This window comes from Micromonospora sp. MGP-C2 (assembly GCF_057766525.1).
Genome location: NZ_JBYMEN010000002.1, coordinates 790,669 through 814,580 on the forward strand (window position 1 = coordinate 790,669; position 23,912 = coordinate 814,580).

Annotated in this window: 29 protein-coding genes, 1 pseudogene and 1 riboswitch; of the genes and pseudogenes, 6 read left to right on the forward strand and 24 right to left on the reverse strand. The window is 70.5% G+C overall.

Annotation, left to right across the window (positions count from 1 at the left end; translation table 11 throughout):
* Window positions 1–29: 29 nt before the first annotated feature.
* Window positions 30–128: riboswitch (glycine riboswitch) on the reverse strand.
* A gap of 72 nt (window positions 129–200) precedes the next feature.
* Entirely contained in the window at window positions 201–1,049 is an 849-nt protein-coding gene (locus AC3CF1_RS03305; RefSeq protein ID WP_210794058.1) for an NAD-dependent protein deacetylase, read from the reverse strand.
* A 67-nt stretch (window positions 1,050–1,116) separates the two neighbouring features.
* Window positions 1,117–2,184, reverse strand: a complete 1,068-nt coding sequence (locus AC3CF1_RS03310) for a MerR family transcriptional regulator (RefSeq protein WP_488452034.1) — start codon at window positions 2,182–2,184, stop codon at window positions 1,117–1,119.
* A gap of 148 nt (window positions 2,185–2,332) precedes the next feature.
* Between AC3CF1_RS03310 and AC3CF1_RS03315 the strand changes: the two genes are divergently transcribed.
* A complete protein-coding gene (locus AC3CF1_RS03315; RefSeq protein WP_488449497.1) occupies window positions 2,333–2,989 on the forward strand; it encodes an SDR family oxidoreductase in 657 nt (218 codons plus the stop codon).
* Window positions 2,990–3,017: 28 nt separating this feature from the next.
* Here the strand turns inward: AC3CF1_RS03315 and AC3CF1_RS03320 are convergent, their stop codons facing one another.
* From AC3CF1_RS03320 to AC3CF1_RS03395, 16 genes are all read right to left on the reverse strand, one after another.
* Window positions 3,018–4,667 carry a vWA domain-containing protein gene (locus tag AC3CF1_RS03320; protein ID WP_488449498.1) on the reverse strand — a complete coding sequence of 550 codons (1,650 nt, stop codon included), beginning with the start codon at window positions 4,665–4,667 and terminating at the stop codon, window positions 3,018–3,020.
* 446 nt (window positions 4,668–5,113) lie between these two features.
* Entirely contained in the window at window positions 5,114–5,809 is a 696-nt protein-coding gene (locus AC3CF1_RS03325; RefSeq protein WP_488449499.1) for a DivIVA domain-containing protein, read from the reverse strand.
* Window positions 5,810–5,861: 52 nt separating this feature from the next.
* Window positions 5,862–7,043 (reverse strand): globin domain-containing protein, encoded by a 1,182-nt coding sequence (locus tag AC3CF1_RS03330; protein ID WP_328848193.1) that lies wholly within the window; start codon window positions 7,041–7,043, stop codon window positions 5,862–5,864.
* Window positions 7,044–7,045: 2 nt separating this feature from the next.
* Window positions 7,046–7,444 (reverse strand): group I truncated hemoglobin, encoded by a 399-nt coding sequence (locus AC3CF1_RS03335; RefSeq protein WP_088948240.1) that lies wholly within the window; start codon window positions 7,442–7,444, stop codon window positions 7,046–7,048.
* A gap of 268 nt (window positions 7,445–7,712) precedes the next feature.
* Window positions 7,713–8,309, reverse strand: a complete 597-nt coding sequence (locus tag AC3CF1_RS03340; RefSeq protein ID WP_088948241.1) for a MerR family transcriptional regulator — start codon at window positions 8,307–8,309, stop codon at window positions 7,713–7,715.
* 197 nt (window positions 8,310–8,506) lie between these two features.
* Entirely contained in the window at window positions 8,507–8,971 is a 465-nt protein-coding gene (locus AC3CF1_RS03345) for a bifunctional nuclease family protein (RefSeq protein ID WP_088951760.1), read from the reverse strand.
* A gap of 184 nt (window positions 8,972–9,155) precedes the next feature.
* The gene (gene ftsR, locus AC3CF1_RS03350; RefSeq protein ID WP_354982061.1) at window positions 9,156–9,857 is read right to left on the reverse strand and encodes a transcriptional regulator FtsR; all 702 of its coding nucleotides are present in this window, start codon (window positions 9,855–9,857) and stop codon (window positions 9,156–9,158) included.
* A gap of 50 nt (window positions 9,858–9,907) precedes the next feature.
* A complete protein-coding gene (gene odhI, locus AC3CF1_RS03355) occupies window positions 9,908–10,360 on the reverse strand; it encodes an oxoglutarate dehydrogenase inhibitor Odhl (RefSeq protein WP_007071101.1) in 453 nt (150 codons plus the stop codon).
* 214 nt (window positions 10,361–10,574) lie between these two features.
* Window positions 10,575–10,955, reverse strand: a complete 381-nt coding sequence (gcvH, locus tag AC3CF1_RS03360; RefSeq protein ID WP_088948243.1) for a glycine cleavage system protein GcvH — start codon at window positions 10,953–10,955, stop codon at window positions 10,575–10,577.
* A 60-nt stretch (window positions 10,956–11,015) separates the two neighbouring features.
* Entirely contained in the window at window positions 11,016–12,014 is a 999-nt protein-coding gene (locus AC3CF1_RS03365) for a DUF881 domain-containing protein (RefSeq protein WP_488449500.1), read from the reverse strand.
* 11 nt (window positions 12,015–12,025) lie between these two features.
* Window positions 12,026–12,358 carry a small basic family protein gene (locus AC3CF1_RS03370; RefSeq protein ID WP_030327710.1) on the reverse strand — a complete coding sequence of 111 codons (333 nt, stop codon included), beginning with the start codon at window positions 12,356–12,358 and terminating at the stop codon, window positions 12,026–12,028.
* Entirely contained in the window at window positions 12,355–13,299 is a 945-nt protein-coding gene (locus AC3CF1_RS03375; protein WP_488449501.1) for a DUF881 domain-containing protein, read from the reverse strand. The genes AC3CF1_RS03370 and AC3CF1_RS03375 overlap by 4 nt, the downstream gene beginning before the upstream one ends.
* Entirely contained in the window at window positions 13,296–13,928 is a 633-nt protein-coding gene (gene clsA, locus AC3CF1_RS03380) for a cardiolipin synthase ClsA (protein ID WP_354981958.1), read from the reverse strand. Before clsA ends, AC3CF1_RS03375 begins: the two co-directional genes overlap by 4 nt.
* Before the next feature lie 292 nt (window positions 13,929–14,220).
* Window positions 14,221–14,685, reverse strand: coding sequence for a MarR family winged helix-turn-helix transcriptional regulator (locus AC3CF1_RS03385; protein WP_488449502.1), 465 nt, complete (start codon window positions 14,683–14,685; stop codon window positions 14,221–14,223).
* 56 nt (window positions 14,686–14,741) lie between these two features.
* Window positions 14,742–15,914: a PP2C family protein-serine/threonine phosphatase gene (locus AC3CF1_RS03390; RefSeq protein WP_354981959.1), complete on the reverse strand. Its 1,173-nt coding sequence runs from the start codon at window positions 15,912–15,914 to the stop codon at window positions 14,742–14,744.
* A 71-nt stretch (window positions 15,915–15,985) separates the two neighbouring features.
* Window positions 15,986–16,732: an SAM-dependent methyltransferase gene (locus tag AC3CF1_RS03395; RefSeq protein WP_488449503.1), complete on the reverse strand. Its 747-nt coding sequence runs from the start codon at window positions 16,730–16,732 to the stop codon at window positions 15,986–15,988.
* A gap of 117 nt (window positions 16,733–16,849) precedes the next feature.
* Here AC3CF1_RS03395 and AC3CF1_RS03400 point away from each other — a divergent pair, with 117 nt between their 5' ends.
* The 3 genes and pseudogenes from AC3CF1_RS03400 (at window position 16,850) to AC3CF1_RS03410 (ending at window position 18,474) form a co-directional block, all read left to right on the forward strand.
* Window positions 16,850–17,731 (forward strand): universal stress protein, encoded by an 882-nt coding sequence (locus AC3CF1_RS03400; protein ID WP_354981961.1) that lies wholly within the window; start codon window positions 16,850–16,852, stop codon window positions 17,729–17,731.
* 58 nt (window positions 17,732–17,789) lie between these two features.
* Window positions 17,790–18,002 carry a phosphatidylethanolamine-binding protein gene (locus AC3CF1_RS03405; protein WP_088948250.1) on the forward strand — a complete coding sequence of 71 codons (213 nt, stop codon included), beginning with the start codon at window positions 17,790–17,792 and terminating at the stop codon, window positions 18,000–18,002.
* A pseudogene (locus AC3CF1_RS03410) lies at window positions 17,999–18,474 on the forward strand (hypothetical protein). Before AC3CF1_RS03405 ends, AC3CF1_RS03410 begins: the two are co-directional and overlap by 4 nt.
* 11 nt (window positions 18,475–18,485) lie before the next feature.
* Here AC3CF1_RS03410 and AC3CF1_RS03415 read toward each other — a convergent pair.
* Window positions 18,486–18,689, reverse strand: a complete 204-nt coding sequence (locus tag AC3CF1_RS03415; RefSeq protein WP_091397934.1) for a hypothetical protein — start codon at window positions 18,687–18,689, stop codon at window positions 18,486–18,488.
* Between the two features lie 132 nt (window positions 18,690–18,821).
* On the opposite strand from AC3CF1_RS03415, the gene AC3CF1_RS03420 reads away from it, so the two are divergent.
* A complete protein-coding gene (locus tag AC3CF1_RS03420; protein WP_088951762.1) occupies window positions 18,822–19,472 on the forward strand; it encodes a hypothetical protein in 651 nt (216 codons plus the stop codon).
* Window positions 19,473–19,478: 6 nt separating this feature from the next.
* Here the strand turns inward: AC3CF1_RS03420 and AC3CF1_RS03425 are convergent, their stop codons facing one another.
* The 5 genes from AC3CF1_RS03425 to AC3CF1_RS03445 form a co-directional block, all read right to left on the reverse strand.
* Window positions 19,479–19,664, reverse strand: a complete 186-nt coding sequence (locus AC3CF1_RS03425; RefSeq protein WP_030492012.1) for a hypothetical protein — start codon at window positions 19,662–19,664, stop codon at window positions 19,479–19,481.
* A gap of 71 nt (window positions 19,665–19,735) precedes the next feature.
* A complete protein-coding gene (locus AC3CF1_RS03430; RefSeq protein ID WP_488449504.1) occupies window positions 19,736–21,013 on the reverse strand; it encodes a hemolysin family protein in 1,278 nt (425 codons plus the stop codon).
* 79 nt (window positions 21,014–21,092) lie between these two features.
* Entirely contained in the window at window positions 21,093–21,290 is a 198-nt protein-coding gene (locus tag AC3CF1_RS03435) for a hypothetical protein (RefSeq protein ID WP_030327722.1), read from the reverse strand.
* Window positions 21,291–21,343: 53 nt separating this feature from the next.
* The gene (locus AC3CF1_RS03440) at window positions 21,344–22,093 is read right to left on the reverse strand and encodes a hypothetical protein (RefSeq protein ID WP_488449505.1); all 750 of its coding nucleotides are present in this window, start codon (window positions 22,091–22,093) and stop codon (window positions 21,344–21,346) included.
* A 70-nt stretch (window positions 22,094–22,163) separates the two neighbouring features.
* Window positions 22,164–22,772, reverse strand: coding sequence for a TetR/AcrR family transcriptional regulator (locus AC3CF1_RS03445; RefSeq protein WP_488449506.1), 609 nt, complete (start codon window positions 22,770–22,772; stop codon window positions 22,164–22,166).
* A 92-nt stretch (window positions 22,773–22,864) separates the two neighbouring features.
* Between AC3CF1_RS03445 and AC3CF1_RS03450 the strand changes: the two genes are divergently transcribed.
* On the forward strand, window positions 22,865–23,905 hold the full coding sequence (locus AC3CF1_RS03450; RefSeq protein ID WP_355163109.1) for an NAD(P)-dependent alcohol dehydrogenase: 1,041 nt from the start codon (window positions 22,865–22,867) through the stop codon (window positions 23,903–23,905).
* Window positions 23,906–23,912 lie beyond the last annotated feature (7 nt).

Genomic DNA, 23,912 nt, shown 5'->3' on the forward strand with positions numbered 1-23,912 from the left:
TGTCGCACCCCATGGGGCGCTCCACAGTGCCTGCCCACGAGGTCCTTTTGCCTGAGAGGTTCCGGGGAGGATTTGCCCCTTCGGCGCCGCCCTGCGTGCTGTCGGGCGGTCTCTCCCACGTGGGTGTTACCGGCGCTGTCAACGCTACCAGCGCCGGTGTTTCCCGCAGATGTCCTACCCCCGGCCCCCGTGCCCGCCGTTCAGACCCCGACCGTCGCCGCGTTGCCGGCGACCCGGGCGGCCAGCTCCGGCAGCAGCGCACCCAACGGGGCGTCGACGCACACGCTGGCGTGTGCGTCGCCCCGCGTCGGACCCTGGTTGACGATCGCCACCGGGATGCCCTGTTTCGCCGCCCGAATCACGAAACGTCGCCCCGACATCACCGTCAACGACGACCCCAGCACCAGCAACGACCGGGCCTGCCCCACGGCCGCGAAGCAACGCGCCACCCGCTGCGGCGGCACCGTCTCGCCGAAGAACACCACGTCGGGCTTCAACATGCCGGTGCCGCAGATCCCGCAGTCCACCGGCCGGAACGCCGCCACCTGCTCGTCAGGGAGATCCACATCACCGTCCGGGTTGACCGCGGCGACCCGGGCCACGAAATCCGGGTTGGCCTCGCGCAGCCGCCGGTCCAGCTCCTCCCGGGAGGTCAGGTTGCCGCAGTCCAGGCAGGTCACCTCGTCGAGGCGACCATGCAACTCGATCACCGAGGTGCTGCCGGCTGCGCCGTGCAGACCGTCGACGTTCTGGGTGATCACCGCGTCGACCAGCCCGGCCCGTTGCAGCCCGGCGACCGCCCGGTGCCCGGCGTTGGGCGCCGCGCCCGCGATCAACCGCCATCCCAGGTGGCTGCGCGCCCAGTAGCGCCGCCGGGCGAGGGGGTCACGGGTGAACGCCTGGAAGGTCATCGGGGTGTGCCGCCGGGCCACCCCGCTGGGCCCCCGGTAGTCGGGGATGCCCGACTCGGTGGACAGGCCCGCACCGCTGAGCACCACCACCCCACCACCGGCCACCAGCGAGGTCAACGCGTCGAAGCTCTCCGTCACCCCTCCATGCTGCCTCAGCGCACCCGCCGACGCCGAGCCATCACCCCGGCGGGAAGCGCCGCGACGTCTACACCGCCACGATGTCGGCGACGACGCAGGCGATGTTGTCCGGCGCACCCTCGGCCCGCGCCAGGTCCATCAACCCCCGCACCGTCTGCTCGGGATCGGTGGCCGCACCGAGCACCGCGCACAGATCGGCCCGGTCGACGACGGCGGACAACCCGTCGGAGCACAGCAGGTACCGGTCACCGGGCAGCGCCGTACGAAGCGCGAGATCCGCCTCGACCTGCGGACCGGCGCCGAGGGCACGCACCAGCATCGCCCGCTGCGGATGCGTGGCGGCCTCAACGGGGTCGAGGCGACCCTGATCCACCTGGGCCCGCACCCACGTGTGGTCCTGCGTCAACAGCGACAGCTCACCGTCGCGCAACAGGTACGCCCGGGTGTCACCGACGTGCACGAGGGCCAGTTGGGAGCCGCTGCGCAGCAACGCGGTCAGCGTGGTGACCGGCTGATGATCGTCGGTCGCCAACCCGCGCACGGCACTGTCGGCGTCGGCGACCGCACCGGCGAGCATCGTCAGCAGCTCCACGGCCGGCGCGTCCGTGAGCTCCAGCGGCCTGAGGGCGTCGATGGCGGCAGCGCTCGCGTCCGCGCCAGCGGCCCCTCGCATGCCGTCGGCGACGGCGAGCAACCGCTGGCTGGCGTACGCGGCGTCCTCGTTGCTGTCGCGCACGGCACCGGTCTCACAGTCGGAGGCGTAACGGACGGCAAGGGTGGGGTTCGGTGATGACACGGTGGTGCTCCCTCCGGACAGATGATCCACGAGGACGGTGGCGAGCCGGGCGCGCGCCGCGGTGTCGGCGGTGACCTGCCGCCAGTACGCGGCGATCGCCTCAGCCGCCGCCGCGGGCGCCAACCCACACACGGTGCGGATCATGGCCAGCGGCATGCCGATGCGACGCAGCTGGGCGACCAGCCGGGCCAGCGGCACCTGGTCCGGGTCGTAGAGCCGGTACCCCGACTCGGGATCGACCGCCGCCGGCAGCAGCACCCCCACCTGGTCGTACAGGCGCAGGGCCTTCGGTGTCAGTCCCGCCGCCTGGGCGAACGCCCCGATGGTCAGCAGCCCCACGTCGGCTTCCTCCTCGTGCCGGTCACGGCGACCGACAGGCACCAGACTGGGCCTTGACCAAAGGTCAACGTCAAGACCCGGACCGCGCGCATCGGGTTGGGACGCCTTGTGCCGCACGTGCTGGCGGCACCGCCGGTAGTTTGGTCATATGCGAGTCGTCATCGCCGGAGGTCACGGCAAGATCGCCCTACTGCTGCAACGTCACCTCGCCGGGCGCGGGGACACCCCGGTGGGTCTGATCCGCAACCCCGAGCAGGCCGCGACACTGCGCGCCGCCGGCGCGACCCCCGTCGTCTGCGACCTGGAACACGCCGACGTCACCGAGGTCGCCGCGCACCTCGACCGCGCCGACGCGGTGATCTTCGCCGCGGGCGCCGGCCCCGGCAGCAGCGCCGCCCGCAAGGACAGCGTCGACCGGGGGGCCGCCGCGCTGCTCGCCGACGCCGCCACCCGCGCCGGTGTCCACCGCTACCTGCTGGTCTCCTCCATGGGCGTGGACGACCCACCGGCCGCCGGCACCGACGACGTGTGGGCGGCGTACCTGAGGGCGAAACGCGCCGCCGAGGACGACCTGCGCGGCCGCGACCTGGCCTGGACGGTGCTGCGACCCGGCCAGCTCACCGACAACGAGCCCACCGGGCGGGTCACCCTCACCCGGCACGCCGGCCGTGGCGCGATCAGCCGCGCCGACGTCGCCCTGATCCTCGCCGCGCTGCTGGACACACCCGGCACCGCCGGCAAGACCCTGGAACTCGTCGACGGGCCCACCCCGATCGCCGACGCCGTCCAGGCCGCCCACGCCTGAGGGGGACAGCTCCGCCCACCCCGGGCCGCTAGTCGCCCGCTCCGGCCGCTGCCAGGAAGATGTTCGCCATCGCAGCGGCAAGATCTTTGGGGTTCTGCGCGGCCTCGGCCCGGCCGCCGGTTGTCTCGGCGACCGCGCGCAACGTGTCCAGGTCCGCGCTTTCGCCGATGCCGATCGAGAACACCGGCACCGGGGGCTGGCTCTGGGTGAGCTGTTTGAGGAATTGCGCCTTGCCCATGGCATGGGGTGAGTTTCCGTCTCGACCGTCGGTCAAGACGACGACGATCGCCCGGCGATCTGGCCTGATCTTGGTTTGCATATACTCCACGGCGTCGAGCACCGCCTTATACAGCGGCGTTCCGCCATCAGGAATAGGAGTGTATGCCGCAATCTTTCGGCCGACGGCTTCGCGACGCGTTTCGCTCTTTACGGTGCCGGTGATGGGCCCCAGGGGAACAACCACCTCGGTTGACGGGCTTTTCGCAGTTGGCGTGCCGAAGAACCACAATCCGAGTTCGGTGTCATTGGTGAACGTCTGCGCGGCGACAGCGCCGAAGGACCGAAGCAGCGTCGCTTTGGTCTCGGTGCGACCCGGCCCGACGACCACGGGAGCGGCCATGGAGCCTGAACGGTCGACGACCACGAGCACCTGAAAGCGCTCCGGTAGGTAGCGGGACCATTCGGCCGCCTCCAGGCTCAAGCTCACGTCTGCGACCGCCGTCGGCTCGGCGATCTTCAAGGGCAGACCCTTGGGTACGCCGACCCGAGGCGACGGCCCCCCGAAACCGGTGAGGCGAAAACCTGCGGCCACCAGGGCGTTGCTGGTGTCCACCGATCGCAGAGCCCCAATGAACTGGGTGAGCAGCCGGCGCTGCACGGCAGTGGCGGTGGACTGACCTGCGATCGCCACGGGGTAATCAGCTTCGACCGCGATGTCGGTGGCATACAGGTTCAGCACTGGATTGTCGCGACCATCGTTGTGCTTCCAGAGCTGCTGCTCGAGCACCAGGAACATCCCGAGGTCGGCAAGGGCCTTCCGGTCGCCGCCCTGCTCGGCGGCGACACGTAGCAACTCACCAGCCGACGCGTCCGCGTCGAGCAGCCTGCTGCGCAACGCGAGGGCCCGAAGCTTCGCCACGCCGGGCTCGGTTCCCGGCACGGCGGCGGCGGCCTGCACCGCCACGAAAGACAGCAGACCGGCGGTGTCCCGGGTGGGGTCACCCATGCTGAGCTTGACCGACCCTCCCACGACACCGCTCAACAACGTCGCCCACGAAAAGCCGGATCGGGCCCACGGCGAACCGGCCACACCCGCGGGCGCAGCAAGAACCACAGGAGACCGTGCCAGGGAGTCGTCGTGGATGGGGTAGACACGCCGGTCCGGGTCGACGCCGTCCAACCAGATGCGAGACGACGGGATCCACACCTGCAGCCCTTCCGGCGCACCCTTCTGTGCCGTGATCGCCGGATCTTCCCCGACGACATCCACCGCGCCGCAGACTTCACCCATCTTTCCCACCGCCGCTGCCACCGCAGGCACAATCTCGGGGGCCACGACAACGCGCAGGGACTCCGCGCCCTTCCCGCAGGACGAGCCCGGTGACAGCTTGTCGATGATCCCCGCGTAATTCGTCGTGGCGGCGATTACCGCTCCCGCGACAACGACAGAGGTCAGCACAAGAAATCTGTTCCGGAGTCGAGGCCGGCGACGATGGCGTTGCGGAGGCTCAACCCCGCCCAACTCCGCACCACGCTGGCCATGACGATTGGTAGTCACCGACGAACGATCCCTGCCACCACTATCGGTAGTCATGTCTTCTCTCACAGTTGCATACGCGCGCGAATTTCGGCCGCCTGAACGAGCGGTAACTGATCTTCGCGTAAAGTTACTTCACAGGTGACAAGGGCCCGAAAGCGGTCGCCGAAACTGCACCTGTTCGCATTTGAACAGATAGCGTCACACTGTCTATGGCGATTCTGACAGATAGCGTCATGCTGTCTATGTCGATCCACGACAAGCGGCACGCGCGGTGTGGACCCGCCTCGAACTCGGCGGTTCGTTCGTTCCCACCAACACCGGAGCCGGGGTGAGGTCCGGCAGAAGCGGACCCCACCCCGGCGGCGTCACCGCTGCTGGTGCCGCGGCAACGCCGACTGCCCCGCCGTGCCCCCCACGAAGGGCGCACCGGGCGTCTCCGCGGCGATCCGGGCCATCGTGCGGGCCAACTGCTCACTGCCATCGTCGAGATGCCGCGCCGCCGCCTGCATGTGCGACACCATCATCTCGCCGAAGATCCGCAACGCCTCCCGGGTGGCCACCGTGTCGTCGAAGCTCGGCCCCGCCGCGCTGCGGTACTCCGCCACCGCCCGTTCCGCCTCCTGCTTCGCCTCCGCCTCCGCCGCGTGCAGGTAACTCTCGTACTGCACCCGGGCGTACTCGGCGACCCGCCGCGCGTAGTCATGCGCCTGCGCGATGATCTGCTCCGCCTCCCGCTGCGCCGCGGACAGCAGATTCACCTCCCGCGCCGCCGGGACCTTCGCCGCCGCCCCCGTACTCGGGATCACCCCGTGCCGGTGCAACTCCACCCGGTCGGTCAGCCGCTCGTTCTCCGCCCGCAACGTCGCGATCTGCGTCGCCAACAGGTCCAACTCGTCGGCCACCTGCATCCGGAACCGGTCCACGTCGGCGTTGTCGTAACCACGCCGGGCGAACGACGCGACACCGAACTCCCACCGCCGAACCCGGTCGGCGGTCATCCGCACCTGCACACCACCGGAAACCTGCATCCCGTCATACCGACTGATCGGGGTCGCGCTCACCTGTCCGCCCCTCCGATCGCGACTGCGGGACCCGCAAGCTCACCTCTCGCGCTCACCTGAGCCCACCTCCCGAAGTGTCACCGGCGGTCGTCTCCTGCACCGCCGTGCGCCAGGCCGCGCCATACCACTGCGCGCCCAGGCCCTCGTGGTGCACCTGACCCGCGTGGAAACCCGCCTGGGCCAACGTCCGCACCGCATGCGAAACCATCTCGTCGGACCCGCACACGAACACGTGCCGGGAACGCCAGTCACCGTCGGCCAACGCCCGATCCACCGCGTGCACGAACTCCCCCGGCCGGTGCACGTCGGCACCCACCACGTAGGTCACCGTCAACCACGGGTACGACGACGCCAACTTGTCGATCGCCTCACTGTCATAGAGCTCACTGCGCGAACGGGCCCCCACATAGAGATCCACCCGCCGGCGGGAACCCTCCGCCGCGACCTGCTCCACCAACGCCTTCACCGGCGCCCAGCCCGTCCCCGCGACCACCAACAACAGGTCACTGGAACCCGCCGACCACAACCCCAGCCGATCCCCCACCGGCGCCGCCAGGTGGATCCGATCCCCCACCGCCGACCCGTACACCAACCGAGACGACACCGCCCCGCCCGGCGCGGCCCGCACATGCAACTCCAACGTGCCGTCCGCACGCGGCGCGTTCGCCGGCGAGTAGTACCGCCACGACCGCACCGCCGGATGCGACACCCCGATCGACTGACCCGGGGTGAACGGCAACAGATACTGCGGGCGCACCGTCAACACCGCCACGTCGAACGCCCGCCGCTCGTGGGCGACGATCTCCGCCACCCACCACGGCGGGTTCACCGCCTCGGCGGCCTGCGCGGCCTCCGTCATCACCTGGGCCACCAACCCGTACGCGGCCGCCCAGTCCGACGCCAACTCGTCGGTCCACTGCTCGGCGAGGAAATGCTGCAACGTCGCCAACAGCGCCTCACCGACCGCCGGGTAGTGCTCCGCGCGGACCGCGAACTTGCGGTGGTCCGCACCGAGGTCCTGCAGGAAACCCACCAGGTGCTCCACCTGGTCCACGTTCGACACGATGTGACCCAACGCCGTCACCAGGCGATCCCGCTGCCCGGCCATGTTCGTGGGGAACATCTGCCGCGTCTCGGGATGAGCGAGGAACAACGTCGAGTAGAAGTAGAGCGGCACCTGATCACCGTGCCCGGCGACCACCGACCAGCTCTGCTTGAGTCGGGCCGCGTCCACGCTCAGACGCCCGACCGGTTTCCGCGGGACACCACCTGGTCCTGCACCTGCCCCAGCACCGTCTGCACGTCCGCCAGGATGTCCGCCGGCACACCCAACTCGGTCAGCGTCACCACCAGGTGCCCACCGACCATCGCGTAGTGCTCCACCGGGATGTTCAACGGCTGGTGCGCCTCCGCCAACCCACGACCGGCGTACTCGTCAGGGCCACCCAGCACCGTGGTCAACATCAACGTCAGATGCCGCCGCTGACCCACCATGTCCACATCGGAGAAGTAACCCGCCAACTCCGGGTCGACGAGCACCTTGTCGTAGAACAGGTCAACGGCCGCCTTCACCGCGCTGGCACCGCCAATGCGGTCGTAGTGCGAGGCGGGCGCGGTCTCTTCGGTAACCGTCACGGTCATTCCTCCGGGGGGTGAAGGGGCCAGAACCGTGTCGGACCATAGCGTGTCAACCGCCTCCGGTCAGTGCCCCCTTATCGGGTTCCCGACAACACAAAGACACGCTGCGTCACCACTACCGCTGGGTATCTCGACAAGGAGCCACCACAACGACACCCACAGTGTCCACAGTAGACAACAGGGCCTGGCGAACCCGCTCACCGTCACCGACGGTCGCGACAGAACGAACCGAAAAAAACCCGGAACCCGCCAACGCCCTCGGCGCTCAGCCCGCCCGCCGCCGCGCCCGCCGCGCCGCCAACTCGTCACCGACCGGATCCGACTCGGACGCCGCCGCCGGCTCCACCGGGCCGCTCGTCGCCGGCTCCGCCGGCAGATGCGACAACGACCCCTGGATCTCCTTGAAAGCCCCACCGATCGCGATCCCGAAGACACCCTGGCCACCCTGCAACAGGTCGACCACCTCCTCCGGGGACCGGCACTCATACACCGTCGTCCCATCGGAGATCAGCGTGATCCCGGCCAGATCTTCCACACCACGCGACCGCAACGCCTCGATCGCCTTACGGATGTTCTGCAGGGACACCCCCGCGTCCAACAACCGCTTCACGACCTTCAACACCACCAGGTCCCGGAACGAATACAACCGCTGCGTCCCCGAACCCGAGGCGTCCCGCACGCTCGGCACCACCAGCGTCGTCCGCGCCCAGTAATCCAACTGCCGGTAACTGATGCCCACCGCGTGGCAGGCCGTCACACCCCGGTAGCCAACCGAACCCTCACCCTCAGCCACCCCATGAGGCGACGAGGCACCAGGCTCATCGAACTGTCCACCCGGATCAGAATCCCGCGGCTCGTGCATCCGGACAACCTCCCCGTCAGTGTGGCGACGCGTCGTTTCCGGGACGCGCACCCCTCGACATGGCAACCCTAACGCCACCGTCAGGGGTTACCACGGAGGAACCGACGCGACACGCCGCGCAGCCACCGAGAAAGATCACCAACCCGCCCGCAGCATCACCCACAGTGACACCTCAAGGCGCAGAGCCCAGGCCCGCCTCAGCCCGCGAAATCCTCCGGACGCACCTGCTCCAGGAACTCGCGGAACTTCTCCACCTCGTCCTCCTGCTCGTCAGGGATAACGATCCCCGCCTCGCTGAGGACCTGCTCCGAACAACGAATCGGCGCACCGACACGCAACGCCAACGCGATCGAATCGCTCGGCCGCGCCGACACCCGCACCCCGTCACCGATCAACAGATCCGCGTAGAACACGTTCTCCTTGAGCTCGGTGATCTCCACCGCCTGCAAGGGCGCCTTCAACGCCGCCAACACATCCCGCAGAAGATCGTGAGTCAACGGCCGGGCCGGCTTGACCCCCTGCTGCTCGTAAGCGATAGCCGTCGCCTCGACCGCGCCGATCCAGATCGGCAGATAGCGGTCACCCTCGACCTCCCTGAGCAGGACGATCGGCTGGTTGCTGGGCAGCTCCACCCGAACTCCGACCACGCTCAGCTCGCGCACCGCCGCCTCCGTGTCGTTGTCACCTACGCCGCACCGCGCCCTTCCCTGCACGGTACACGGACCGCGACACGGCCGTCCCATGCGCTACAGCACCACGCCCGCGCCAGAAAGGGGTTACCCCGGCAAGCCTACGGCACGCTTCCCGGAAGAGATCTTTCCGCTCAGCCGCCACCCACCGGGCACATCACCGACCCAACGTCGACCGCAAACCCACCCGCACCAACGCCGCGTGCAACTGCTCCGACAACGCCACCAACTCCCGCGCCATCTCCGCCGCACGCGCCCGCGCCGCCGGATCACTCTGCCGCGCCAACGGCGCCACCAACTGCGCGAACAAACCAACCTCACGGTCAGCCGCAGTCCGGTAACCCCGCAGATGCCGCGGCTCCAACCCGTACGACGCCAACCCCGCCACCGCCGACGCGATGATCAACGCGTCCGCGTCATACCACCCCGGCGGATCCGACACCAGCACACCGAGCCGCTCCAACTCCACCAACGTCGACTCGTCGATCCCACTGCGCGCCACGAGATCCGCCCGGCCGAGCCGCACCTGCGACGACTCGGCCGGCTCCGTCAACTCACGGCCCGGCACAGCACCATCGGGACCAACCGCCACCAACGCCGGCCGCGACCGCCCCGGCTGCTCACCGGACGAATCCCACTGCGCCAACTGCTCACGGATCACCCGCAACGGCAGGTACTTGTCCCGCTGCGCGGTCAACACGAACCGCAACCGCGCCACATCGTCCCAGCTGTACTTCCGGTAACCCGCAGCCGTCCGCTGCGGCTCGACCAGACCCTCAGCCTCAAGAAACCGCAGCTTCGAAATCGTGGTGTCCGGGAAATCCACCCGCAACTGCCCGAGCACCTCACCGATGCTCATCAGCGGCTGAGACCGGGCCGCACCGGGTGACGTGGAGGCCGCAGGCTCGTTCACCCCCGGCCGGCCTCCTCCTCCGGGCGCGGACCGGCGATGAACACGACCCGGAACTTACCGATCTGAACCTCATCACCATTACTCAACGTGGCCGCCTCGACGCGCTCACGATTCACATAGGTGCCGTTCAAACTACCCACGTCCCGCACCGTGAACGTGCCACCGTCACGGTGGAACTCCGCGTGCCGACGCGACACCGTCACGTCATCGAGGAAGATGTCACTGTCCGGATGCCGGCCACTGGTCGTCACATCGTGGTCCAACAAGAACCGGGCACCCGCATTCGGGCCTCGACGAACCACCAGCAGCGCCATACCCGGCGGCAACGAACCGGACATCCGGCTCGGCACCACATCGGTGTCCGGACCCTCCAGCACTTCGTCGAGCGAACCGAGATTGAGCGTCGAAGTGACGTCGAGCGGGGGGAACTCGTCGTCTGGCCGCGTCATGGGACCACCTCACGGATCTGTTCGGTCGGCGTCGGGTAATGGCGGGTCTGGCCGCCGGGCACTTGAACACCCGGCGGCTGGCTCCCCGTGCCCGGGAAGGCAATTCCGCAACGCTCAACTATTGGGTTCTCGGTCGACTGGGCGAGCCTAGCCAGCGCCGAAATGCAGGGCAACCGGACGCGCGCAGACAACCCACGCGCCGGATCAAGCACACTCAGCCTTCGGTGATCTTCTGATACGCGCCGGCCGTGAGCAACCCGTCCGTCGCGGTCGGATCATTCGGCGTGATCTCCACCAACCAACCCTCACCGTACGGATCAGTGTTGATCAGCTCCGGCGTGTCACCCAACGCCTCATTGCGGGAAGCGACCGTACCAGCGACCGGGGCGTAGATCTCCGACACGCTCTTGGTCGACTCGATCTCACCCAACGAGTCACCGGCCGCGACCACCGCACCCGCCTCGGGCAACTGCACGTACACGATGTCGCCCAGCGCGTCCTGCGCGAAGTGCGTGATGCCGACCCGGATCGAACCCGTGCCGTCACCCGCCACCCACTCATGCTCGGCGGTGTATCGCAGATCCTCGGGAATCACCAGACGCGTCCTTCATCCATCGGTGCCCCGGACCACCCGGATCCGGCGCGGCCGCGCCGGTCAGGAGACCGGACGGGCGTGTTCCAACTTGATCGGCACGTGCAGCACCGAAACCTCGGCAACCTCACGCTCCCCAAACGTCACGTTACCGCCGACACCACGGACCGACGCCACCACCCCACCAGGAATGTTCAACGCCGTGCGCATCGTCGCCGGATCACCGATCACCGTGATCGTGAACGGCGCCGTCAACCGACGCCCCTCCACCACCAACGACCCGTTGTCCCCGTCGAGGAAGTACGTCGAGGCGATGATCCGCACCGACGCCCCGTCGCCGCCGGAAATCTGCATCGCCTCCGCGCCAGCGCCCCGCAGCTCCTGCACCGCGTCCAGCACCCGATTCGCCGAGATCGGCTTGGCACCGGCGTCGAACCGCACCGTCAACCCCGGCCCGACCGCCGGCAACGTGCCCGCCAGGATGCCCAACTCGTCCGCCCGCCGCGTCGCCTCGTCCAACGCCGCCTGACGCCCCTGCTCACCCGAACGCAACTGCCGCTGACTGTCCTCCAGAGCCCGGATGTCCTGCTGAAGACGGTTCTCCCGCGCATCCAGATCCGACAGGATCCGGACCAGGTCCTCCTGGCGCGTCGCACCCAACGTCGGATCCGTCGACGTCGTCTTCAACTGCACCACCAACGTGAAACCCAGCAACGCCAACAACGCGGCGATCATCACCCCGGCCGTACTCCACCGGGACCGACCCGCCGCCGCCGGCGCCGCCGACTCACCAACCGGCTCACCCAACCCGTCGGAACCCGCAACCGGCTCCCCCGACCGCGGCACCGCACTCAGGTCCACCGTCGCACCGTCGTCGACCGGCTCCACCGCCGGCTCATCGACCGACTCGCGCTCCGCCGGCCCCTGCGGCGCCAACGGGCTCAACTCGTCCGGATCCGGCGCGTCCGGACGAGGATCCGGCTCACCCGCCGGCCCACCCGGCCGCGCCGGACCCGCAGGCTGCGGCCACCCCGTCCCCGTGTCGGTCTGCTCGTCACTCATCGCAACCCAACCTACGCCCGGAACAGGTGCCGGCGGATCGCCGCCACGTTGCCGAAGATGCGCACACCCAGCACCACCACCACACCGGTGGACAACTGCCCGCCCACCCCCAACTGGTCACCCAGATACACGATCAGACCAGCGACCAGCACGTTGGAGATGAACGACACCACGAACTGCTTGTCGTCGAAGATGCGGTCCAACCTCGCCCGCACCCCACCGAACACCGCGTCCAACGCGGCCACCACCGCGATCGGCAGGTACGGCTGCAACGCCGCCGGCACCGTGGGATCAAGCCACACACCGAGCACCACACCGGCGAGCAACGCCAGCACCGCGATCATCGGCCACCTCCGGAGGGGCTAACGGTCGTCGTCGGACCAGACGACCCAGGACTGCCGGAACGGACACCCGACGCGGAAGGGCTCGGACTGACCGACGGCTTGGCGTAGCGTAGCTGCGGCTCCGGAGCTGCCGGCAGGGTGAGGTGATCCGCCTCCCGCACACCGAACGACAACCCGGTCTTCTGCGCGACCTCCCGCATCAACGCCGCGTTACGACTGTCCTCGAACTTGCGCCGCATCGAACCCGGCCCGATCGCCGACACCTCGTACGGCCCGGTCACCGGCCGGAAATCCACCAGCATCGCCTCACCCGCCGACCGGATCGTCGACGTCGACGTCAACCGCTGCCCGTTGATGGAGACCGCCTCCGCGCCGGCACTCCACAACGCGTTCGCCACCCCCTGCAGATCGCTGTAGAGCACCCGCGACGGCCCAGCGCCAGCACCGGTCACCGCGTCGGCCTTGTCCGGAGCATCCGCCAACCGCACCACGACACCGTCACCGCGCACCCGACCCAGCCCCGTGCTCGCCTCCATGTCCCGCAACCGGGCGGCGGCCGACCCGCTCAACGCCGCGTCGCGCTGCCGGCTGACCTCCTCGCGCAGCTGATCCGCGCGCGTGGACAACCGGTCGGTCTGGTTCTCCCGTTCCTTGATCTGCGCCACCAGGCCGGAACGGGCCTGGCTGCGCCCCGGCTCGTCCGCCATCGTCTGCCGGTACGCGACCGCGAACAGGAAACCGAGCATCACCAGCACGACCAGACTGACCGACCGCGTCGGCCAGGCCCGCCATCCCGCGGCGCGCCCGGTGGACGCCGACCGCTGACGGGCGGCCGCCGCGTCCGCGTAGCCCGGGTCCAGGGGGTTGCGGAACAGTTCGGTGAGGAAATCCGGCGCGTACACCCGGTCCTGGCGGGGCTTGCCCGGCTCCGGCGCGCTCACGCCGCCGCCCCCGGGCCGCGCGCCGCGCGCACCAGCCGAGCCGCCTGCACGACGTACATGCCACCGGCCACCCAGTAGAGCACCAGCCCCCACCAGGCCAGCCCCCAGCCGATCGCGGCCATCGCCGTCGACGCCGCGCTCCACTCGGTGGCCAACAGCAGCACCGGGAACGCCGCGAGCAGCAGGAACGTGGCGGTCTTGCCCATGTAGTGCACCGGCGGCGGCCCGTAGCCGTAGCGGCGCAGCACCGCCAGCGAGGCGAGCAGGAGCAGCTCACGGGCCAGCAGCGCCGCCGTGAACTGCCACGGCACCACCTCCCGCGCGGTGAAGGCGAGCAGGGTGGCGAGGATGTAGAGCCGATCGGCCAGGGGGTCGAGCAGCTCACCGAGTCGGCTCACCTGGCGCAGTCGGCGGGCGATCCAACCGTCGACCCAGTCGGTGGTGCCGCCGATGGCCAGCACGATGATCGCCGCCACGTCGGCCCGCTCGACCAGGAACAGGTAGAGGAAGAGCGGCACGCCCAGCAGCCGCCCGAAGCTGATCAGGTTGGGCAGGGTGAGCACCTGGTTGCCGGGAGTCTGGTCACCGGTGTCCGGCGGTTGCTCTGCCCGAGCCGGCCGACGCGACACCGATCCTCCTCCACGGCACGTGGGCCCCGAGCCGACGTCGAGCGTGGCTGAGGGTCGTACGCGCTGTCGGGCCGGCCACCACCGGCTCCCCCTGCGGCCCCGGGCGGGGCCCTCCCCTGATGCGGCCCGCGATCATCGAGATCGCGGGCCGGGTAAGTGCGCTGTCACTATATCGGGCTTGCCCCAGCGTCCCGGGTGCCGTCGTGCGGCGTCCCGGTGCGGCTCTGCCGATCTGTGGCGTGGATCACCACGCGTAGAGCGTCCTAGGATACTAGTGGAAGGAGGGTCGCGCTCACGCCGTCTGCGCTGCGGGATCGGTCTGCTGCTCGGGCACCGACTGCGTCGCCGCCCGGCCGAACGCGAGCAACGCCAGCAACAGGTCGTGCTGCATCCGCGTCGGCATCCGATCCAACACCGCCTGCACCGCCCGCTGCCGCCGCTCGGCCAACTCCCCCAGCAGGGTCAGCGCCGCCGCGGTCGGCACCAGTCGCACCTCACGCCGGTCGCGTGGATCCGCCACCCGACGCAACAGCCCGGTCGCCTCCAGCCGGTCACAGAGGCGACTCGCCGACGAGGGCACCACGTCCAGCAGCTCCGCCAACCCGTTGACGTTTGTCTCCTGCCGGCTGCTGATCAACGCCAGCACCCGCAACTGGGTCGGCGGCACCTGGCGCCGCGACGCGGCCGAGTCGAGAACGGCGATCAGTGTCTCGGCAGCCGCGTCGATCGCCGCGGCGAGATCCGCAGGTCGCTCCACCCGATGTCCCCTGCCGTCGTCGCGCTGCTGACCGCCCGGCCGAGCGGCGGCCACCCTCACCCGCCGCTCCGCCCACGCGGACCGTGCCAGTCCAGACAGACCACGACGGCGTCGTCGCGCAGATCGGAATCCGCGTGGTAGGCGTGCAGTTCGCGCATCACCGTACCAACCGCTTCGGCCGCTGGCTGCAACCGCGTGGCGCGCAGGGAACGCGCCATCGCCCGGTCCCCGTACGGTTCCCGACCCGCCGGCTCGGCGGCCCACACCCCGTCGCTGACCACGAAGAGGCGGTCACCGGGGGCGAGTTGCAACTCCTGCAGCTCGTAACGAGTTTCCGCGAACATGCCCAGCGGCATCTGCTGATCGAGCTTCACCGGCTCCACCACGGACCCCCGCACCCGCAGCATGTGCGGGGAACCCGCATCGACCGCCCGTACCTGACCCGTGCGGGTGTCCACCTCCAGCAGCAGGGTGGCCACGTACCGACGACCCCGGTGTTGGTAGAAGACGGTGTCCGAGGCCAGCTCGGCCTGCTCCACCAGGCCCCCGCCGGAGCGGCGCGCGTTGCGCATCGCGTTGACCGTGACCGAGGTCAGCATCGACGCGGTCAGACCGTTGCCCTCGCCGTTGAGCACCGTCACGGTCAGGCGGTCGCCGTCCAGGGACCAGTCGAAGTGGTCCCCACCCACCGTGTAGGCAGGTTCGAGTTGACCGGCCAGATCGAACGCGTGGTGCGCCACACTGCGGCCCGGCAACAGATCCCACTGCATCTCGGCGGCCATCGTCATTCGCTCGCGGCGGCGCGCCCGCCGGTAACGGTCGGTCTCCCGGTCCGCCGCACGCATCGCCACCGCCAGGGCGCCGGCGATGTCCGTCGCCCGGCCCGTGACGGCCGGGTTGGCCACGTCGGGAAGCTCGATCAGCAGCACACCCAGCCGTTCCCCCCACACCGTCAACGGCAGGTAGAGCCGGCACGGGCCATCGCCGTCGCGCACCGGTTGCTGACTGCTGAAACACCGCTGAGCCACGGTGTGACAGGCCAGGAAGCCCGCCGCCGGCAGATCCGGATCCAGCAGCGGCCAGAGCCCACTGATCCGGTAGTCGGCGACGAACACGTCGGTGCGCAGCGCGCCCAACGTCGACCGGATCACCCGGTCCGCCGCCTCCGCCAGTTGGTCGGGCGGGGCGTCGCGCAGTGCGCGCGACACCACGTCCGGCACGTCAACCATGGTCGTCCTCTCCAGAAGCTTGCTACAGGGCAAGCATCATACGGACGCCCCGGACGACCAAACCGGCGCGGTCAGTCGCCGTCCCGGGCCGCGAGCACGCCGTGGAACGCGTCCGGCACCTGCGCCGGCGGACCCTCCGGCCGCCACTGGGCGACCGGGACGATCCCGTCCGTCGTCGGCACCCAGCGACCCAGCAGCGGCGCGAACGCCGCCGGTGGACGCATCCGGAACTGCGGCCCCATCATCGCCAGCGCCTGCGGGTGACCCGCCAGCTCCTCGGTGTCGAAGTCCACGGCGAGCAGGCTGCCCGGCGCGGCGGCGGCGTACAGCTCGTCGAGCGTGCGGGTCAGCGTGTCGTCGTCGAGGAACGCGGCGAGCCCGAGAAAGACCACCCCGACCGGCCGTCGACCCCAGCCCGGGACGAAGCGGTGCAGCTGCGCCGGGTCGACAGTGCCGATGTCGGTCGCGTCGCCGAAGCCGTAGCCGGCCCGGTCGCTGCCCGCGAGGATGCTCTGCCCCAGCCGGATGGTGACCGGGTCGACGTCGGTGTAGAGCACCGTCGCGTCGGTGGCGACCTCGTGCACGTTGCCCATCGTGGGCACCCCCGCGCCGAACACCAGGAACCCGTCCACGCCCTGCTCGGCCATCGCCCGCACCGCCCGACCCAGGAACGCCCGCAGCTCCCGGAACACCGGCGCGCACGGCCCGTACGCCTGCTCGAAAGCGTTCGCGGCGGCCACGTCGACCGGGAAGTGATGCTCCCCGCCGAGCCAAAAGTCGATCATGCGTGCCGTGCTCGGCTGGTCCGGTTCACCCATCGATGACGCCCCCTCCCCGGCCGCTCGTCGCCAGCGTACCGACCGGGACGCTGTCGGCGGTATCGCGACGCGGAGGCGCCCGGGCCCGCGATACTGGCCGCGAGCGGGAGGTGGGCGGTGAACTCGGCGAACAACGCGGCGGTGGTGGTCGGCGTCGACGGCTCGGAGCCGGCGCTGCGCGCCGTTCGCCTCGCCGCCACCGAGGCGGCGCGCCGGCAGCGACCCCTGCGGGTCGTGCACGGCTTCATCTGGCCGCTGCTGCACGTGCCGGTCTCCCCCGCCCCGGACGCGCCGCCCGGCGGTGGGCTTCGCCACCAGGCCGAGGAGCTCGTCGAGGCCGCGGTGGCCGAGGCCGAGGCGACCGTACCCGGGCTGTCGATCTCCGGCGAGATCATCGACGGCGAGGCCGCGGCGGTGCTGGTGGGCGAATCCCCCACGGCCGCGCTCATCGTGCTCGGCGACCGCGGGTTGGGCGGCTTCTCCACGCTGGTGGTCGGCTCGGTCGCGGTGCAGGTCGCCGCGTACGCCGACTGCCCGGTGCTGGTGGCCCGCGGCGAGCAACGACCCGACGAACCGGTGCTGGTCGCGGTGGATGGTTCGGCGGCCTCCCGGCAGGCGGCCGACTTCGCCGCCGAGACCGCCGTGTCGCGCGGGGTGCCGCTGGTGGCGATGCACGCCTACCGGCACCCGGGCAGCAGCGGGCCGGGCGACATGCAACCCCTGGTGTACGACGAGGCGAAGCTGCACGGCGAGCAGGACCGGATGCTCGCCGAGTGGCTGAGCGGGCTGACCGAGCAGCACCCGACGGTGCGACTCACCTGCCGGGCGGTCCATGGCCGGCCGGGCGCCGTGCTCGCCGAGGCGTCCCGTTCCGCCCAACTGGTGGTGGCCGGTGGGCAGGGGCGTGGCGAGGTGTCCGGTTTGCTGCTGGGGTCGGTCAGCCAGTCGCTGCTGCACCACGCGCACTGCCCGGTCGCCGTGGTCCGCGCACCGCGTTAGGCCGGGGTTGGCCCGTCGCGAGACGGGTAGACGTCCGGACCGACGAAGGAGGCAGCAGATGCCAGGACCACGGCCGGGCAGCAACGCGTACGACAAGCAGCGGGCGCGGTTGCGCAACGCGATCGACGACTCCGGACGCCGGGTACCCGACGGCAAGGCCAACCAGGTCGCGAACAGGATCCTGCAGGAGGATCGCGGCCAGCGGGGTGTGGTGCGTGGTGAGCGCACGTACGGTCCCAAGAGTGAGCGCGAACCGGGCGACCCGAAATGAGGAGGGTCGACCTTGCCGACGGCGCCATCGCTGGCGCCGTCGGCAGCACCGCGCTGAACGTGGTCAGCTATCTGGACGTGGCGCTGCGGGCTCGACCGGAGAGCGACGTCCCCGGTGAGACCGTCGACCGGTTGGCCGATATCGCGCACGTGAACCTGGGTCCGGGGCCCGGGCGGCCAACCGCCGCTCGGGCCTCGGCCCGCTGATCGGCTACGGACTGGGCATCGCCGCCGGCGTCGCGTTCGCGCTCTACGCCGGTGGCCGGCGCCAGCCGCTGCCGATGGCCGCCGGCGTGCTCGGGGCCGGCGTGATGACGATGACCGACGGGTCCATCACCGCGCTGGGCATCAGCGACCCGCGTACGTGGCGGCGCTCCGACTGGATCTCCGACATCGTTCCGCACCTGGCGTACGGGCTGACGGCCGCCGCCACCTGGAACAGGTTGCGGCGGCCGTCCGATCGCGGTCGCTAGCTGAAGGTCTGTCAGCGGGTGTCGCTGTCGTCCTCGGCCACCGGTTCACCGGCCGGGCCGTACGGCGACACCTGCCCCTTGGGCACCGGGCGCCCCTCATCGCCCCGCGACGATCCGCGGTTGAGTGGATGACCGGTCGGCTTGGGCCCCTTGCTGTCCTGACTGGTGGCGCCCTTGGCGTTACGCCGGAACTCCTCCTGCTGCGGGTTGACCATGGGTGTCTCCCTCCCGGTACGGCGGGCGGCATCGACCGCCTCCACCGTCGCATACCCGCCCACCCCGGCGGCATTCCGACAGTGGTCGCCGACGCGACGGCTAGCAGGGCCCGGATCGGGTACCCGGTCGGTGTGGGCAACGATCGAACGGTGGTGCGGGTCCTGCTGGACCGGCGTGGCCGCACGTACGCGGAGGAGGCCGGTATCCGGCTCTCCGACCGCCCCGGGCCGCTGTACCAGCTGCTGGTGCTGACCACCCTGCTGAGCACCCGGATCCGGGCGTGCGTGGCGGTGGACGCGGCACGCGAGCTGTTCGCCGCGGGCTACCGCACGCCGCAGGCGATGGAGGCGGCCAGTTGGCAGGAACGCGTCGACGCGCTGGGCCGGGGCCACTACCGCCGCTACGACGAGCGCACCGCCACCATGCTCGGCACCGGCGCCCGACTGTGCCTGGACCGCTGGCACGGTGACCTGCGACGGCTGCACCGCGACGCCCAGGGCGACCCCGTCGGGCTGCGTCGGCGGCTCACCGAGTTCCCGGGCATCGGCCCCACCGGCGCGGACATCTACCTGCGCGAGGCGCAGACGGTCTGGTCCGACCTGCGCCCGTACGCCGACCGGCGGGCTCTCGCCGGAGCGAAGCGGCTGGGCCTGCCCGGCAACCCGCACGGGCTGGCCACCCTCGTCGACGAACCGGACTTCGGCCGTCTCGCGTCGGCGCTGGTCCGGGTTGCGCTCGGCGAGGAGTCAGCCGGCGAGGTCACCCGCGTCGCCGCCCGCTGACGGCGGTCACTTCACCGTCTTGTCTCCCGGCCGGGTCAGGTGCCACACCAGCAGGGCGGCGAGCAGCGCCAGGACCACCACCCCGCCGGAGATGCCACGGCCCTCCTCGGGGCTGCGACCCGCACTACCGAAGTAGATCACCGCGAGGCCGGCCAGCACCGTGACGAACGTACGAAACCCTCGGTCCTTCACATATCGCACAGTAGGCGGGCGCGCCCCGTTTAGCCGTATTGTTGGTTATTGTCCATCGACCGGGTGACAGGTCACCGCTCGCTGACGAAGCCGCGCAACCGCACCCGACGCACCGCCCGATCGCGGACCTCCACCACCTCAAGAGTCAGCCCGGGCAGACGCACCGTCTCCCCCGGCTCACAGGGCAGGTGCCGCAGCCGGGCCAGCACCAACCCCGCCACCGTCGTGTAGTCGCGCGACAACGGGAAACTCAGCCGCACCCCGAGGTCGGGCAGGTCGTGCAGCGGGAAGTCACCGGGCACCAGCACGGACCCGTCCGCCTCCCGAACCACCCCGCGCACGTCGCGGTCGGTCTCGTCGTACAACTCGCCGACCACCTCGGCCAGCAGGTCCTCCATGGTGACCATGCCGTCGATGCCACCGTGCTCGTCCACCACCAGGGCCAGTTGCTCGTGCTCCTGGCGAAGCTGACGCAACGCGTCGGCGACCGGCAGGGTGACCGGCAGCAGCAGCGGCGACCGGACCTGCTCGCCCACCGGGGCCGTGCCGGCCCGCACCAGGTCGCGGATGTGCACCACCCCGAGCACCTCGTCCAGGCCACCGGGACCGGTGACGGGGGCGCGGGACCGCCCGGCGGCGGCCAGCCGGCGCACCCCCTCGTCGGCGGTGAGGCTGGCCGGCAGTGTCATCACCTCCCGGCGGGCGACCAGGATTTCGCGCAGTGTCCGGCCGGCGATGTCGAACGCGCCGGTCAGGATTTCGCGCTGCTGGGCGGACAGGCCGCGCTGGCTGGCCAGCATCTCCCGCAACTCCTCCTCGGTCATCTCCTCCCGATTGGCCCGCGGGTCACCCCCGGCGAGCCGAACGACCGCGTCGGTTGCCCGGCTGAGCAACCACACCGCCGGTCGGGACACCCGTGCGAGCAGGTCCAGCGGGCCGGCGCTCAGCAACGCCCACCGCTCCGCCCGCTGCATGGCCAGCCGCTTCGGGGCCAGCTCGCCGAACACCAGCGTGACGAACGTCAGCAGCACCGTCACCAGCACCACCGCGGCGGGACGGGCCGCGCCGCCGAGGAAACCCAGCGGGCCGACCAGCGGCTCGGCCAACGACACCGCAGCCGCCGCCGAGGCGAGGAAGCCGGCCAGCGTGATGCCGAGTTGGATGGTGGCCAGGTAGCGGTTCGGGTCGCGGGACAGCTGCACCAACCGGTCGCCGGAGCGGGACCGTCGGCCCAGCCGCCGCAACTGCCCCTCGCGCAGCGTCACCAGCGCCATCTCACTGCCGGACAGCGCGGCGTTGACCAGCACCAGCACGGCCACCAGCGCCAACTGCCCGAACTGACCGCCCATCGCGCACCCCCGTCCGCCGCCTCAGGTCACTCAACCGCAGCGGGGCCGTCCCCGGGCCTGGTTCGCGACCGCGCCCCGCTCAGTCGACCTCCAGGTCGTCCAGTGAGATGGCGTGCGTCATCAGCCACCGGGCCAGCGCCGACATCCCGAACAGCCACAGCGGCACGGACTCGGTGGGCCCGTTGGTGGCGTAGATGGCGAAGCGCAGGTCCGGCGCGCGGTACGCCTCGATCCGCCACCGGTGCTGCCTGTCCCGCCAGACCGCCGAAGGGTCCATGGCGTCACCGTAGGTGACCGCCGCCGGCCGGGGGGGCCGGTTGGCCAGCACGCTCAGCCCGGCACCACCGTCGTCCCGATCACGACCCGGGCAGTGGACACCAACAGGCTGATGCCCACTCCCGCGAGGACCAGCCAGCCGAAGCCACGCCACCCGGAGCCACGGTCGAGCACCGGCGCCGACGGTGGCCTCCAGAGCTCACGGTAGGTCCAGGCCAGCACACCCACCCCGAACGGCAGGAGCCCGACCCAGAACCAGAACCACCGGGTGCCGGCCAGGGGCGGCGCGCCGCCGATCAGCCGGGCCAGCCACAGCGCGGTCAGCGCGCCAGCGAGCAGTGCGGCCACGTTCGCGATCCGGTGCGTCCAGCCGCCGGCGGTGTTCCACCGGTCCGGAATGGCGGCGAGCCGGGCGTCCCGCCAGTCGGGCCCGGCGCCGGCCGACCGGTCCGGCTCGCCGAGGTACGAGTCCGGGTCGGGCGGTACGTCGAAGGTGTACCGGCTCTGGCCGTTCGACACGGTCCAGGCCAGCATCCCGCCGTACTCCGCGTACTGCGGCCGCGGCCGGCTGCCCCAGTAGGCGCCGTCGTCGGCCCAGCCCTGCGCCCGTTGGACGCTCACCACCCGGCCGGCCGCGAGATCACGGTCGAGCCGAGCCTCGGTCGACTCGCGGGGCTCGACCCACCACGCCAGAGACGCCCACAGCACCCAGAGGACCGGCAGACCCCAACGCAATGCCACCGGGACGATCTCACGCCACCGGCGGCCGGAGGGCCGTGACCGGGAAGGGGTGACGTCGACCATCAGCCCACCGTCGCACCCCGGCGCGATCCTGTCAGCCCCGGATCGGCCGCGACTGACGGCCGTGCGGTGGTCAACGGTCCGGTTGATCCTGGTCCCTCGGCACAGTGGCTCGCCGAACGCAGTCGCGCAGCAGGGCGCGGCGTTGATCATGAACGTCGTCGGGTTCCTGGTTGCTGGCCGCGTAGACGTTGCTGACCGGCGACCAGGCCATGGACATGGCGATGACCAGAGCCATGAGGTCGAACGGGTCGCCCGTACGTACCCGCCCGGCGGCCTGCGCCTCGGCGATGGCCGTCAGCTTGCGATCGTCGTAGTGCTGGTGGGTCTCGACCAGGTGCCCGGCGGGCCGGCGCTCCAGTCGCGTCCAGGTCGCGAGGCGGATGAGGTCGGGGCGGCGCAGGTATTCGTCGTAGAGGCGAACGGCCCAGTCGGCAAGATCGTCAGCGTCGATCGGCACCACGTTCGTGATGCGTTCCAGCGAGCTGAGGAAGATCGCGTCGAAGAGCCGTTCCTTGTAGCCGAAGTAGCCGTAGAGCTGCGCCTTGTTGGTGCGCGCCGCCGTCACGATGCGTTCGATGCGCGCTCCGGCGATGCCGTGCTGGGCGAACTCCTCGGTGGCGGCGTCCAGGATGCGCTGGTAGGTCGCGGTGCCGCGCGAGGTCAGGGGCTGCTCCGGCATGCCGCCACTCTAGCAACAGAACAGTTGGTTTGCTTCTCTCCGCGACCAGGGCTACGGTCGACAGACCGAACAGTCTGTTTAAGGATGTGTGTATGCGAACGACCATCGGATGGCGGGCGAGCGGCCCGACGGCGCTGCGGCGTACGTCGCTGGAACGCCGTGACCTGCGCCCAGACGATCTGGCGGTGCGAGTCGACTACTGCGGCGTGTGCCACACCGACCTGCACTCCCTGCGCGACCATGACCAGCACGCGAAAGCGCCTCTGGTGCCCGGTCACGAATTCACCGGTGTGGTGACCGGGACCGGGGCCGAGGTGACTGCCTTCTCGGTCGGCGACCGCGTCGCGGTGGGCAATATCGTCGACTCCTGCGGCACCTGCGCCATGTGTCGAGCAGGACAGGAGAACTTCTGCCACTCCTTCCCGACACTCACCTACGGCGGCACCGACCGGCGGGACGGGTCGACCACCTTGGGCGCCTTCTCCCGCGAGTACGTGGTGCGGGACCGCTTCGCCTACCCACTCCCCTCCGGCCTCGACCCGGCCGCAGCCGCCCCGCTGATGTGCGCCGGCGTCACAGTCTGGGAACCGCTGCGTTCCCTCGGCGTGGGCTCCGGCAGTCGCGTCGCCGTGGCCGGGCTCGGCGGCCTGGGTCACCTCGCGGTCAAGCTGGCCGTGGCACTCGGCGCCACCACGACCGTCATCAGCCGCACCCAGGAGAAGCGCGACGATGCCCTCCGGCTCGGCGCACACGATCTCCTGGACTCCACCGACACCCGCCAGATGGCAGCGACACGCGACACCTTCGACGTCGTCATCGACACCATCTCCGCTTCGCACGATCTCGCCCCGTACCTGAAGGTGGTGGCGATGGACGGCACCCTCAGCCTGCTCGGATACCTGGGCCCGGTCACCGTCGAGGCGATGGACCTGCTTGTCGGCCGCAAGAAGCTCAGCTCCGCCGGCAGCGGAGGCCGCCGTTCAACAGCCGAGATGCTCCAGTTCTGCGCCGACAACGGCATCGCCGCCGACGTCGAGGTGCTCCCGTCGGCGCAGGTGGAGACGGCACTCGACCGCCTCCGGCGAAACGACGTCCGCTACCGCTTCGTGCTCGACATGTCCGACCTGGACTGACAGCGGT

Excerpts from the sequence above, each read along its gene's own strand:
- odhI (WP_007071101.1), bottom strand. The coding sequence starts at position 10,360 with ATGACGCGGCCAGACGACGAGTTCCCCCCGCTCGACGTCACTTCGACG.
- AC3CF1_RS03445 (WP_488449506.1), bottom strand. The coding sequence starts at position 22,772 with ATGCCGGAGCAGCCCCTGACCTCGCGCGGCACCGCGACCTACCAGCGC.
- AC3CF1_RS03415 (WP_091397934.1), bottom strand. The coding sequence starts at position 18,689 with ATGGTCAACCCGCAGCAGGAGGAGTTCCGGCGTAACGCCAAGGGCGCC.
- AC3CF1_RS03390 (WP_354981959.1), bottom strand. The coding sequence starts at position 15,914 with ATGGTTGACGTGCCGGACGTGGTGTCGCGCGCACTGCGCGACGCCCCG.
- AC3CF1_RS03435 (WP_030327722.1), bottom strand. The coding sequence starts at position 21,290 with ATGGACCCTTCGGCGGTCTGGCGGGACAGGCAGCACCGGTGGCGGATC.
- AC3CF1_RS03405 (WP_088948250.1), top strand. The coding sequence starts at position 17,790 with ATGCCAGGACCACGGCCGGGCAGCAACGCGTACGACAAGCAGCGGGCG.
- AC3CF1_RS03440 (WP_488449505.1), bottom strand. The coding sequence starts at position 22,093 with ATGGTCGACGTCACCCCTTCCCGGTCACGGCCCTCCGGCCGCCGGTGG.
- AC3CF1_RS03365 (WP_488449500.1), bottom strand. The coding sequence starts at position 12,014 with ATGAGTGACGAGCAGACCGACACGGGGACGGGGTGGCCGCAGCCTGCG.
- ftsR (WP_354982061.1), bottom strand. The coding sequence starts at position 9,857 with ATGAGCATCGGTGAGGTGCTCGGGCAGTTGCGGGTGGATTTCCCGGAC.
- AC3CF1_RS03315 (WP_488449497.1), top strand. The coding sequence starts at position 2,333 with ATGCGAGTCGTCATCGCCGGAGGTCACGGCAAGATCGCCCTACTGCTG.
- AC3CF1_RS03340 (WP_088948241.1), bottom strand. The coding sequence starts at position 8,309 with ATGCACGAGCCGCGGGATTCTGATCCGGGTGGACAGTTCGATGAGCCT.
- AC3CF1_RS03450 (WP_355163109.1), top strand. The coding sequence starts at position 22,865 with ATGCGAACGACCATCGGATGGCGGGCGAGCGGCCCGACGGCGCTGCGG.
- AC3CF1_RS03430 (WP_488449504.1), bottom strand. The coding sequence starts at position 21,013 with ATGGGCGGTCAGTTCGGGCAGTTGGCGCTGGTGGCCGTGCTGGTGCTG.
- AC3CF1_RS03370 (WP_030327710.1), bottom strand. The coding sequence starts at position 12,358 with ATGATCGCGGTGCTGGCGTTGCTCGCCGGTGTGGTGCTCGGTGTGTGG.
- AC3CF1_RS03395 (WP_488449503.1), bottom strand. The coding sequence starts at position 16,732 with ATGGGTGAACCGGACCAGCCGAGCACGGCACGCATGATCGACTTTTGG.